The organism is Pseudoalteromonas sp. Bsw20308 (assembly GCF_000310105.2).
Classification (GTDB): domain Bacteria; phylum Pseudomonadota; class Gammaproteobacteria; order Enterobacterales; family Alteromonadaceae; genus Pseudoalteromonas; species Pseudoalteromonas fuliginea.
In genome coordinates, this window is sequence record NZ_CP013138.1 from 1,437,054 (window position 1) to 1,449,360 (window position 12,307).

Consider the following 12,307-nt stretch of genomic DNA (forward strand, 5'->3'; position numbering starts at 1 on the left):
TATTTATTATTGTTAATACATCCAATTAATGAATAATTAAATCAGCATCTTAATTAATCCTATAGCTTAAGTAGGTTTCATTTCTGTGTTTTATTCACGCTAAATGTAACAAATGTAAAGTTGCTATGCTTTTATTTAAAAGAAAATGATAATCCTTCTTATTTGCCATTAAGAAGGAACGTTCCCCTTGAAAAAGTTAGCCTTAGTGAGTGCCATTTGTACATCATTCAGTTCACCTATATCCGCGCAAGAACTTGCTAAAAGTAAAGCATCTGTTGAAAAAATATCTGTAGTTGGCTCTGCAACTAATTTGAGTATTACAGCTGAAGAAATAGAACAATATCAAGCAAGTGATCTGGCTGATATTTTTCGACATTCACCTTCTGTTAGCGTGGGTGGCTCGGTAGGCGTTGCGCAAAAGATCTATATTCGTGGTGTTGAAGATTCTTTATTAAATATAACGGTTGATGGTGCACAACAAACATCAACGTTATTTCATCATATTGGCCGTGTAACAATAGATCCAGACCTACTGCAACAAATAGATGTACAAGCGGGGGCCGGTGAAGCAACAAGTGGTCCTGGTGCGATTGGTGGCTCTATACGCTTTAAAACTAAAGACGCACAAGACCTACTTAACCAAGGTGAACAATTTGGTGGGCGTGTTAAAGCAAGTTATTTTTCAAATGACGGCACGCGTTTCAGTACCAGTGTATACGGTAAATTAAGTGATACATGGGGGTTATTAGGATATTTCAGTACTGTGGATCGCGACAACATGGAAGATGGTGATGGCGATACTATTTATGGTACAGCTGCTGATCAAGATATGATGTTTATTAAAGCCAGTGGTGAGTTAGCAGATAATCATCATTTATCGTTAAGTATTGAAAAACGTGACGAAGAAGGGGATTTTTCAGCACGCCCTAACTGGGCGGTACAAGAAGGTGATGCTCTGTACCCAAGTGAAGCAGATCGAGAGACTTACGTTGCTAATTATATATTTTCTCACAATAACTTATTGTACTTAGAGGCAACAGCATACAAAACCGAATCATCTTTTAATGGTGGTCGTTTTGCTTGGCTTGCTGACATTGATACATATGGCTTAGATATTCGCAATACAAGTATTATTGATGAGCATAAATTTATTTATGGTGTTGATTATAGAAACGATGAAGTGTCGAGCGGATCTGCAGCAGGTACGAAAGAAAATGCAGAACAAGGCAGTGTACTTGGGATTTATGCGCAAGGTTATAGTGATATTACCCCACAACTTTTACTGAGCTATGGGGTGCGTTTTGATAGTTATAAGTTTAAACAAGACATCTTATTAGATGAATATTATGGCACTGCAATTACAGAAAGCGCATCGAGTTTAGACGATAGTGAAGTAAGTTTTAATATAGGTTTAGCATATGATATTAATGATGCTTGGACAGTAGGGCTTGGGTATGCTGAAGCCGCGCGTGGTAAACAAATAGGGGATGGCTTTACCATTGATGGATATTTATATGATGGCTCAGATATTCCTGTGGCGGATGAAAGTTTAGTACCTGAGACCGTAGCTAATATTGAAGCATCTATAACGTACATTAATGAAAATTTATCCGCTAAAGCCAGTATTTATAATTCGTCTTTAGATGATGTGATATTTGAAGGGTATGCAGGTAACTCGGTTTATAACAATATAGGCACGTTAGAGACTAAAGGGTTTGAGTTTGACCTAGCATATCGCTTAAATTCATTTGATTTCTTCATTGGATTTTCAGCTACTGATACAGAGCTTGACCCACGTGATGGGTTGTACAGTGTAAGTTATGATGCAATTGATATTAATGGCTATGAGTTTGTCGGTTTAGGTAATAGCAGGGGCAATACATGGGTTGCTGGCGTTGATTACGACATTAACACTGATGCAAAGGTTGGTTTTAGTGTAACTAAAGTCGATTCACTCGATATTGATACTCTTCATCAAGCTGTTGACCTTGGTTGGACTGATTCTTTATATACCCTAAATAAACCAAGCTATACCACTGTTGATTTATATGGGCAGTGGAATATGACGAATGCATTATTATTTAATGTTTCTGTTACTAACTTATTTAATGAGTTATATATCGATCATTCAAGTGTGGGTGATTACAGTAAAGTATTTGACACTGTTGTTGGTCCATACGAATCTGGGCGCGATATTCGCTTATCGATTTCTTATCAGTTTTAAGAATAAGTAACTTATTTTATGTTCTTAAAATTGTTTAAAAAGTGGGTCTTTTGGGCTCACTTAATTATAGGTTTAATCGCCGGTTTATTTATTTTCAGCATGTCGTTCACGGGTTTTTTATTAACCTATGAGCGACAGATTGTTGAGCTAGATGAAATGCGATTTACTGTAAAAAGCACCTATGCTCAACAGCGGCTATCGACTGATGCTGTTGTAGATATTTTGCAAAAATCGCATCCGAGTCAATCACATATTTATATTCGTTGGGTAAATCGAGAAGGGGCTGCTATTCCTGCTTGGGCGGGAAAGCATAGCTACTTATTACACCCTTATACGGGAGATGTGATTCGTGAAGGAGAGGGGCTAGCGGCTGATTTTTTTCATGTTGTAACTGATATACATCGTTATTTATTACTGCATGGCACTTCGCAAGTGATTGGTAAAAATATAAATGGTTACGCTAATCTATTTTTTATCTTTTTATTACTATCGGGTGCTTATTTGTGGTTACCAAAGCGATTTAACCGCTCTGCGTTGAAAGGATATTTATTACTAGCAAAGAGTTACAAATCATCACATCATCGAAATAGGCAGTGGCATTTAGTTTTTGGAATTTGGTGTTTACCGGTTTTACTCGTTTTGTCATTAACGGCTACTTTGTTTCATTTTGATTGGGCAAATAAGGCACTGTACGGCGCATTTGGGCAAAGTGTACCGGAGCGGGAAAAGCATCTACCAGTATTAGATTTATCGGCAGATAAAGTACCTTATGATGCTTTATTCCAACAAGCTCAAACACATGCAATTAATAATGGAGCCGCTGATTGGTATTCAATGTGGTTAGAATTAGGTGACAAAAAACACGAAGCACGTTTTTATATTGATACCAGTATCGGGAATCGTCAAGAATATGCGTATTCATTATTTTTAGATACTCGCACGGGGAATGTAACTAAAACGCTAAAAAAATCGGATTGGACGCGAGGCGATCAAGCATGGGGAACATCTCGATTTTTACATACCGGTGAATACTTTGGTTTTTTAGGGCAAACATTAGCTGGTTTGGCATCATTGCTCGCATGTTTTTTAGTGTATACAGGCATAGTTTTAGCATGGAAGCGATTGATAACTAAGCGCTAATTTACACTTTTCGTCGAGTATTTGATTGCTTGAAATGTGCGATTTGATATATAAGAATTGATTTTACACAAAAAAGCCAGCGCATTAGGCGCTGGCTTTTAGTATTCAAATGCTTACTTAGTTAAGCCGCATCAGCTTCTTTTTTAACGCTATTTCGTGCTGCTTTGCCTGCAAGTAAATCAGCAGGGTCAAAGTCATCAACGTTAATAACATCTAAACGAGATTGCTCAACGGCAGCTAGTTTATCAGCCTCTGCTTGGCTTAAAATGCCTGCTTCAAGTCCCATTTGCGCTACTTTATCAAGCTGGAAGAATGGCAGTTTAAGGCCTTTCTCTTTACATACTCTTTCAAATAATGGCTCAACGTCTAGGATGTCTTTAAGCGTTTGCTCTTGACGACCCACAAGGTTTAGCGGCTCATTTTTTAAGTATACGTAGCTTGCTAAACGGTTACGCGTTTCACTAGGTACTTGTAGTAGTTGCGCAAGTTTATGCTCAAGTTGGTCAGTTGGTTTACGAACCGGGCGACCAAACGGGAATAACAATACTTTTAAAACACCACGCAGTGGAGCCGAAGGCATGTTATTAATTAAATCAGCAAGTGCACGTTGGCAATGGTAAAGGTGATCTTGGCAACTCCATTTTACTAGAGCAAAATCTTCTTTTTTACGGCCTTCGTCGTTGTAACGCTTAAGCGTTGCAGACACTAAATATAAGTAACTAAGTAAGTCACCTAAACGTGCTGAAATACGTTCTTTACGTTTTAGTGAACCACCAAATACTGCCATGCTAATGTCTGACATAAGAGCAAGTGATGCACTAAAGCGTGATGCTATACGGTAAAATTCAGCAGTTTCGTCGTTGTACGGCACACTTGTAAAACGAGCGCCGGTAAGAGCAAGCCACTTAGTACGTACAAGGTTCGACATAGTAAAACCAATGTGACCCATTAGCGCTTTATCAAATACGTTAAGCGCTTCTTCGCGGTCTTCAATTTCGCACGCACCAAGCTCGGTAAGTACAAATGGATGACAGCGAATTGCACCTTGACCATAAATAATCATATTACGGGTCAAGATGTTTGCACCTTCAACGGTTATGGCAATAGGTGCACCTTGGTAGCCACGACCTAAATAGTTATTTGGCCCAAGCATAATGCCCTTACCGCCAAGTACATCCATTGCATGAATAGTTGCATCACGCATTTGCTCTGTCAGGTGGTATTTAATAATGGCAGAAACAACCGATGGCTTTTCGCCTAAATCAACTGCCCCCGTAGACATACTAACCGCAGCATCAGAGCTGTAAGCGTAACCAGCAAGTTTTGCTAGTGACTCTTCAACACCTTCCATTTTACCAATAGGTAAACGGAACTGACGACGAATGCGGCTATACGCACCCGTTGCAACGGCAATCATTTTAATGCCGCCAGCAGAATTTGACGGCAATGTAATTGCACGACCAACCGATAAACACTCAACCAGCATGCGCCAGCCTTGACCAGCCATATCTGGACCACCAATAATATAATCAAGTGGTACGAAAATGTCTTTACCGCGAGTAGGACCATTTTGAAATGGTACGTTTAGCGGGAAATGTCGACGACCAATTTCAACTCCAGGAGTGTCCGTTGGGATAAGTGCACAGGTGATGCCTGGCTCTTTATTGTCGCCAATTAGGCCATCTGGATCTTGTAACTTAAACGCAAGACCAAGTACGGTAGCAACTGGGGCAAGTGTAATGTAACGCTTATTCCACGTTAAACTAACACCCACAACCTCTTCACCATTCCATTGCCCTTTACATACCACACCGTAGTCTGGAATTGAGCTTGCATCAGAGCCCGCTTCTGGCGAAGTTAACGCAAAACATGGAATTTCTTGACCGCTCGCTAAGCGCGGTAAGTAATGATCTTTTTGCTCTTTTGTACCATAGTGTTGTAATAATTCACCTGGGCCTAAAGAGTTCGGTACACCAACAATTGACGAAAGTAATGTTGATTTACTTGTTAGTTTTTGAAGTACACATGACTGTGCAAATGCAGAAAACTCTAAACCGCCGTATTCTTTTTTGATGATCATGGCAAAGAATTTATTATCTTTTAGATATTGCCATACATCTTGAGGAAGGTCGGTTAGTTCGTGCGTTGCTTCCCAATCGTCCAACATGCCACATACTACTTCAACAGGGCCATCAACAAAGGCTTGCTCTTCAATAGTAAGTTTAGGAACTGGGTATTGGTGAAGTTTTTTCCAATCTGGATTACCGCAAAATAAGTCAGCTTCCCACCAAGTAGTACCGGCATCAATAGCTGATTTTTCAGTATCAGACATGCTTGGTGTTACTTTTTTGAACACAGCAAAAATAGGTTTGATAATATATTGCTGACGAAGGCCAGTAACAGAAAGAGGAACCGCGATGATCAAAAAGATCAACCAGCTAATTAAACCAAAAGCACCGGCGAAGGTGCCTATAAGTAGGGTTGCAGCAGAAACACCAAGTGCTGTGTTCCAACTCGCTCTGTGGTAAATCGCTGTGCAAAGCAGCACGATTAAACCGAGTGTAAATATGAGTGTCATTTTTATTCCTTAATAGAGGTCAGACCACCTCACTTAGAGTAGCGCTAGTCACAGTAATTTTCAAGTACATAACGATGTTAAATTGTAGTAGAAAGTAACTTAAATACGATATTTACTTACCCGATAGAGGGAGGCTTAATAACTATCGTATAGTCAAAGCATTAGCCGTAAGCAGTGTTAACGTAAAAATAAATAAATCTAATAGCAAAATGACACTTTTTAAGTAAATATAGCCGTTATAGCGGGCTGCAAATTAGTGTACGCTTAATACACAAATATAACGCTATTTATTTTAATGTATGGTTTTTAAGGGTTATTTTATTAATGTGTGAATTACTTGGCATGTCAGCCAATGTGCCTACCGATATTTGTTTTAGTTTTTCAGGCCTTTTAGAGCGTGGCGGAAACACGGGACCACATAAAGATGGTTGGGGTATTACATTTTACGAAGGTAAAGGCTGTAGAACCTTTAAAGATCCTGAGCCGAGTTATCAATCTGAAATTGCAAAGCTCGTTAAAGCATACCCCATTAAAAGTGTCTCGGTTATTAGCCATATTCGCCAAGGTAACCGCGGGAGAGTGTGCCTTGAAAATACTCATCCTTTTACGCGAGAGTTATGGGGGCGTGAAATCACTTACGCTCATAACGGGCAGCTATCTAATTATCACGATTTAAAACCACAGTACTATCGCCCAGTAGGTAACACCGATAGCGAACTCGCTTTTTGTTGGTTGCTTGATAAAATTCGCGAAAAATACCCAAAGCGTCCAAGTAATATGGCGTCGGTTTTTAGATACGCGGCCAAGCTTTCGCAAACTCTGCGTGAAAAAGGGGTGTTTAATATGTTATTGACCGACGGGGTGTTTGTTTTAGCGTATTGCACTAATAACTTACATTACATAACGCGCCGTGCGCCATTTGGTAAAGCAACATTGATTGATGCCGACATGGTGGTTGATTTTCAACAAGAGACCACACCAAACGATGTAGTAACAGTTATAGCTACAAGGCCTTTGACGAATGATGAGCGCTGGCAAAAAATGGAGCCGGGGGAATTTGCATTATTTAAAATGGGTGAGCTAATTTAGCCCACCTATTTTAAATATTAGCTTAACTTTGGTTTAATTAAATTTAGTTAGCTTCTTGAGGTTGTTGTGCTGTTGCAGGCGCAACAGCTGTAGGTGATGTAACAGTAAATGAATTCATTTGAACTTCAAACTGCTCCATACCCTTTTCGCCTTTCCACATACGTACCAGCATGTAATCCATTTCTGGCGCAAACCATGCAATTGCTTGGCGTTTATCGTTATCGTATAAACGCTTCACTTTAATGGCTTCTATATTACCGATAGGTAGAGAGATCATCTCTTTTTCAACAACTTCAAAGTTGTAGTCGCGGCGGCTACCTTTTTTGTCTATAAGCGGGAATGAAAAGCTCGTTTCGCCTTTTTTCAACCCTTCGCGCACTTGCACTTGGTATGAAATAGCATCCTGAAATTCATCAGTCCATTCGCACTTAAGTGGGTATTCGCTAGCGCTGCTAGTCACTACTTTGTTTGTTGTATCAAAATCAATTTTATAATCTTTATCTGGGCCTGTACCGGTACGGATCATATTGTAATGATGCGGGGTAACCTTGCCATCTTTAAAGGTAAACTTTGATGTTTCTTCACGAGAATCAGAGAAAATCATCCACTCAATATTACTGTGGTATGTGAGTTGATAAGTGTCGTCACTTATTTTTTTGAGCTCACGAACAGCCTCGCCATGATTTTTACCTTTGCGTAAAATATCGTAGTTAGCTTGATACTGAGTCAATTCACCTGCAACTAGGCTAGTTGGAAGTAAAGCGCCCGCACATAATAACAGGGCACTTATTTTTTTATTGTGAGTAGTGCGCGCCGTGTGCAGGAAGTTGTTTTTTGTCAAGAACTGCATAATCTGCTTCCATAGTAAGTCTGTGTTCACTGAACCACTTGACCACCAAAGGATAAATTACATGCTCTTGCTCATGCACGCGTTTTGCTAATGTTTCTGCTGTATCATCCTTGAGTACAGGTATTTGCGCCTGAAGAATAACGGGACCGCCGTCTAACTCTTCAGTAACAAAGTGAACACTTACGCCATGAACATTATCTTTTGCATCAATTGCTCTTTGGTGGGTATTCAGCCCCTGATACTTAGGCAACAAAGATGGATGAATGTTCAACATTTTTCCAACATATTTTTGCACTAAGCCAGGAGTAAGAATACGCATAAACCCAGCTAATACAACTAGATTTGGCATAAAAGAGTCGATAACGTTCATTAATTGCGCATCGTATGCTTCGCGCGAGTCAAAATCTTTATGACTGAGCACTTTTGTAGCAATACCTGCTTGTTTTGCACGCTCTAGGCCATAAGCGTCTGCTTTATTACTAATAACAGCCGCTATATGCCCGTTTATCTCGCCACGTTCGCAGGCATCTATGATGGCTTGTAAATTAGAGCCACTACCTGAGATTAAAACTACCAGACGAGTCGGTGCCATTACTTAGCACCACCTACAATTTCAACTTGCTCTTCGCCAGCTGCTGCATCTTGAATTTCACCAAGGTGCCATGCATTTTCGCCCAAGTCTTTTAGCATTGTTAAGCTTTGCTCAAGTTTGTCTGCAGGGACTACTAAAACCATGCCTACACCACAGTTAAATGTACGGTACATTTCGTGTGTAGTAATGTTGCCGTTTTCTTGTAACCAATTAAAAATTGGTGGCCACTGCCAGCTATCACCTTTAACTACAGCTTTTGCTGAAGTGGGTAATACGCGTGGAATGTTTTCCCAAAAACCGCCGCCAGTAATATGCGAAAGCGCATGTACGTCAACGTTTTTGAATAACTCAAGTAAAGGTTTTACGTAAATACGCGTAGGCTCAAGTAGAGTTTCGCCTAATGTTTTACCTTCAAAGTCAGCGCTGGTATCAGCGTTTGACACTTCAAGTACTTTACGAATTAAAGAGAAGCCGTTTGAATGAGGACCGCTTGAAGCAAGTGCAATAAGCTGATCGCCTGCTGCTACTTTTGTGCCATCAATAATTTTTGATTTTTCTACAACGCCTGTACAAAAGCCTGCCATGTCGTAGTCTTCACCATCATACATACCTGGCATTTCAGCTGTTTCGCCACCAATTAGGGCACAACCTGAAATTTCACAACCTTTGCCAATGCCTGTCACTACGTCAGCTGCTGTGTCTACATCTAGTTTACCCGTTGCATAGTAATCTAGAAAAAACAGGGGTTCAGCACCTTGAACAATTAAGTCGTTTACACACATTGCAACTAAATCAATACCAACCGTATCGTGTTTTTTTAAGTCGATTGCTAAACGTAGTTTAGTACCAACGCCATCTGTGCCTGCAACTAATACTGGTTGCTTGTAACCTTCAGGAATTTCACAAAGTGCGCCAAAACCACCAATTCCGCCCATTACTTCAGGACGACGAGTTTTTTTAACTACGCCTTTAATACGCTCAACAAGTGCATTACCAGCGTCGATATCTACGCCCGCGTCTTTATAGCTTAGAGACTGTTTTTGTTCGCTCACAGGTTTTCCTCAAAATAGTTGTTTTGGGTTGCTTAGAAACGCGCGTATTTTACAACAATTGCAAGGTCGCGGCTAGCGCAAATGTAATTTTGAAATAATAAACAAGGACACTTGTCCGCTGCTTGTTGTTTAAATAAACAAAAAAACGCCCGCAGGCGTTTTTTTAGTATTTAAGGCGTTAAATTAACCGCTATGCTTTTGCAGTTAATATTGCTCTAAGTGGAGCAGGGTAACCTTCAATTGTTTTACTTGTGTCGTTTGGATCTAAAAAGTCGATTAACGATTCGTTTTCCATCCAATCGGTTTTGCGTTGTTCTTCAAGCGTGGTAATAGCGCAATCTTTTATTTGCACATCTTTAAAGCCAACGCGTTCCATCCACAGTTTTAATGCTGCAGTACTTGGAATAAACCAAACGTTGCGCATTTTAGCGTAGCGATCAGTTGGGACTAATACTGTGTTTTCGTCACCTTCAATTACTAGCGTTTCAAGCACAAGTTCGCCGCCTGGGCGTAGCTGCGCTTTTAATTGCGCTAAAAAGTCGATAGGTGAGCGACGATGATAAAGTACGCCCATCGAAAAAACCGTATCAAACGCTTTAAGCTCGGGTAATGCTTCAACACCTAGTGGCAGTAAATGTACGTTTTCATCTGGGTTGTAGTGTTTAATTGCCTGAAACTGACATAAAAATAAATCAGATGGATCAATACCCACGACAAACTCTGCGCCTTCACCGCGCATACGCCATAAATGATAACCTGAGCCACAACCAATATCTAAAACAGTGCGGCCTTTTAATGGCTCAATATGAGGCAGGAGTCTGTCCCACTTCCAATCACTGCGCCACTCTGTATCTATTTCAATACCGTGCACATTAAACGGGCCTTTGCGCCATGGCATCATGCGTTTTAATAAATGCATGGCTTGCTTTTGCTCGCCATCACTCATCTCCCCTGGTGCGCCAATTTCTACCTTAGTAGAAATATCAACATGGCTTGTTGAAACCTCAGGCAAGTTTTTAAGTACTTTTTGCCATTTAGGTAAATCACCGTGGCTAGCCTCGTTTTGCCAATGTTTTAATTGTGCAGGCAGTGTTTCTAGCCAGTGACTAAGTGGGCTTTGTGCAATAGATGCGTAAAATTGGTTAAACCATTGAGACATGGATGACTCTCTTTATTTAATTGCTACCATTGAGCAAAAATTAAAACATTGATACCACACTTGAGTTTGGCTAAAACCAATATCTTGTAAGCGAGTAAAGTGAGCGCTTAGTGTATCTGGGCGCATAACGTTTTCGATGGCGGTACGCTTTTGGCTTATTTCAAGCTCAGAGTAACCATTGTGTCGTTTAAAGTCGTGGTGCAAATCAATCAATAAATTGTCGCATTGCTCATTTTCAGCTTTAATTTTTTCGCTTAGCAGCAATACACCACCAGGTTTTAAATTAGCATATATTTTTTCAAGCACAGCTTGGCGTTGCGCGTGTGGAATAAACTGCAACGTAAAATTCATTGCTACTACCGAGGCGTTTTGAATTTCAAGCTCGTTAATATCGCCTAAGGTAACAGTAACAGGCACATCTGATTTAAAACCTTGTAAATGTACCTTACAACGTTCAACCATTGCTTGAGAGTTATCTACCGCTATTATATGGCAGTTATCGGTACGAATATTACGGCGCATACTAAGTGTTACGGCGCCCAGTGAGCAGCCTAAATCATAAAGATTTGAGTTACTTTGCGCGTATTCACCGGCGAGTTTACCCATTGTACTGACAATAGTTGCGTAGCCCGGTACTGAGCGTTGAATCATATCGGGAAATACTTCGACTACATTTTGGTCAAAGCTAAAATCTTTTACTTGTTGCTCAGAGGCATAAATACTGTCTTTTATGGTCACGAAAGCAGTCTCTTTTAAAATAATAGTGTTATTTTAACATTTTATACTGGATAGTCAGTGATAAATTCAGTAGCTTGACTAGAATTATGAATAATAAGCACAAAAAGAGATTATTAAATGAGTAAAAGTAAGGTGATTAGTACCGACGATATTTTAGCAACCCTGTGTCATTCTGTAACAGGCGTACTTACCTCAGCCAGCGGCAACAGCATTAGCTATTCTGCAATGGTACAAAAAATAACGCGAACATGTATGCGCCCAGATATTGGTTGCTTTGTTTTGTTTGATGGTGGCTTTACCGGATTGGTAATTACTAACTTCACCTCGCAAGCAGCAATGGAAATTTATGGCGATTATATGCGTAATATGGGGATGCCAGAAGAAGAAATAGCGCATAGCCATTTATCAGACGATGTGTCTAACGTATTAGGTGAGTTAATGAACCAAATTGTTGGCGACTTTACATCTAAAGTACGCGAACAATTACACACTTCTATTACGCAAAATCAGCCAAAAATGATGGCAATTAACAAACAAGTGCAAATATCGGTAGATACCACGATGGATCGCCCACAAGCACGTCGCGTAACATTTACTACCAGTAAGCAAAATATCTTTTACCTAGAACTTGCTATGGATAAAACTGAGTTTATTAAACTGCATGATTTTGACATTGTAGAAGCTATAGACCCTGATGACATTATCGAAAATGAAGCCAAACAACAAGCTGAAAAATCTAAAGTAGCTGCGTCTTCTGGACAAGATGACGACGATGACGACTTCATGGCAGGCTTAGGGCTTTAAGTCTATTTATGTAGGTTGGGTTGAGTGAAACGAAACCCAACGACTACTGCTCTATCAATTTTTGCCACCGAAGCTTAGTTA

The 12,307-nt window shown here is 40.1% G+C and carries 10 protein-coding genes; 4 read left to right on the plus strand and 6 right to left on the minus strand.

All coding sequences use genetic code 11. The features are described 5' to 3' along the window. The first annotated feature begins 187 nt into the window (after positions 1-187). Together D172_RS06180 and D172_RS06185 are read left to right on the plus strand one after the other, a co-directional pair. Positions 188-2,224: a TonB-dependent receptor gene (locus D172_RS06180; protein ID WP_007378007.1), complete on the plus strand. Its 2,037-nt coding sequence runs from the start codon at positions 188-190 to the stop codon at positions 2,222-2,224. Between the two features lie 18 nt (positions 2,225-2,242). Then, the gene (locus tag D172_RS06185; RefSeq protein WP_007378006.1) at positions 2,243-3,364 is read left to right on the plus strand and encodes a PepSY-associated TM helix domain-containing protein; all 1,122 of its coding nucleotides are present in this window, start codon (positions 2,243-2,245) and stop codon (positions 3,362-3,364) included. A 121-nt stretch (positions 3,365-3,485) separates the two neighbouring features. On the opposite strand, the gene fadE is transcribed toward D172_RS06185, so the two are convergent. Then, positions 3,486-5,942: an acyl-CoA dehydrogenase FadE gene (fadE, locus tag D172_RS06190; RefSeq protein ID WP_007378005.1), complete on the minus strand. Its 2,457-nt coding sequence runs from the start codon at positions 5,940-5,942 to the stop codon at positions 3,486-3,488. Between the two features lie 324 nt (positions 5,943-6,266). On the opposite strand from fadE, the gene D172_RS06195 reads away from it, so the two are divergent. Beyond that, on the plus strand, positions 6,267-7,031 hold the full coding sequence (locus D172_RS06195; RefSeq protein ID WP_002959998.1) for a class II glutamine amidotransferase: 765 nt from the start codon (positions 6,267-6,269) through the stop codon (positions 7,029-7,031). Positions 7,032-7,074: 43 nt separating this feature from the next. Here D172_RS06195 and D172_RS06200 read toward each other — a convergent pair whose 3' ends face one another. The 5 genes from D172_RS06200 to cmoA form a co-directional block, all read right to left on the minus strand. Then, on the minus strand, positions 7,075-7,872 hold the full coding sequence (locus tag D172_RS06200) for a DUF3108 domain-containing protein (protein ID WP_420713807.1): 798 nt from the start codon (positions 7,870-7,872) through the stop codon (positions 7,075-7,077). Further along, positions 7,826-8,473, minus strand: a complete 648-nt coding sequence (gene purN, locus D172_RS06205; RefSeq protein WP_007378003.1) for a phosphoribosylglycinamide formyltransferase — start codon at positions 8,471-8,473, stop codon at positions 7,826-7,828. The genes D172_RS06200 and purN overlap by 47 nt, the downstream gene beginning before the upstream one ends. Continuing rightward, entirely contained in the window at positions 8,473-9,525 is a 1,053-nt protein-coding gene (gene purM, locus D172_RS06210) for a phosphoribosylformylglycinamidine cyclo-ligase (RefSeq protein ID WP_007378002.1), read from the minus strand. The genes purN and purM overlap by 1 nt, the downstream gene beginning before the upstream one ends. A gap of 190 nt (positions 9,526-9,715) precedes the next feature. Then, on the minus strand, positions 9,716-10,684 hold the full coding sequence (gene cmoB / locus D172_RS06215) for a tRNA 5-methoxyuridine(34)/uridine 5-oxyacetic acid(34) synthase CmoB (protein WP_007378001.1): 969 nt from the start codon (positions 10,682-10,684) through the stop codon (positions 9,716-9,718). 12 nt (positions 10,685-10,696) lie between these two features. Next, a complete protein-coding gene (gene cmoA / locus D172_RS06220; RefSeq protein WP_007378000.1) occupies positions 10,697-11,422 on the minus strand; it encodes a carboxy-S-adenosyl-L-methionine synthase CmoA in 726 nt (241 codons plus the stop codon). A 117-nt stretch (positions 11,423-11,539) separates the two neighbouring features. Between cmoA and D172_RS06225 the strand changes: the two genes are divergently transcribed. Further along, complete coding sequence (locus tag D172_RS06225; protein WP_007377999.1) at positions 11,540-12,226, plus strand: DUF3334 family protein; 687 nt, start codon at positions 11,540-11,542, stop codon at positions 12,224-12,226. The last annotated feature ends 81 nt before the right edge of the window (positions 12,227-12,307 follow it).

What these genes read in the sequence shown, in the direction of transcription:
- D172_RS06225 (WP_007377999.1), top strand. Translation starts at nt 11,540, where the DNA reads ATGAGTAAAAGTAAGGTGATTAGTACCGACGATATTTTAGCAACCCTG.
- fadE (WP_007378005.1), bottom strand. Translation starts at nt 5,942, where the DNA reads ATGACACTCATATTTACACTCGGTTTAATCGTGCTGCTTTGCACAGCG.
- D172_RS06185 (WP_007378006.1), top strand. Translation starts at nt 2,243, where the DNA reads ATGTTCTTAAAATTGTTTAAAAAGTGGGTCTTTTGGGCTCACTTAATT.
- cmoB (WP_007378001.1), bottom strand. Translation starts at nt 10,684, where the DNA reads ATGTCTCAATGGTTTAACCAATTTTACGCATCTATTGCACAAAGCCCA.
- D172_RS06195 (WP_002959998.1), top strand. Translation starts at nt 6,267, where the DNA reads ATGTGTGAATTACTTGGCATGTCAGCCAATGTGCCTACCGATATTTGT.
- purN (WP_007378003.1), bottom strand. Translation starts at nt 8,473, where the DNA reads ATGGCACCGACTCGTCTGGTAGTTTTAATCTCAGGTAGTGGCTCTAAT.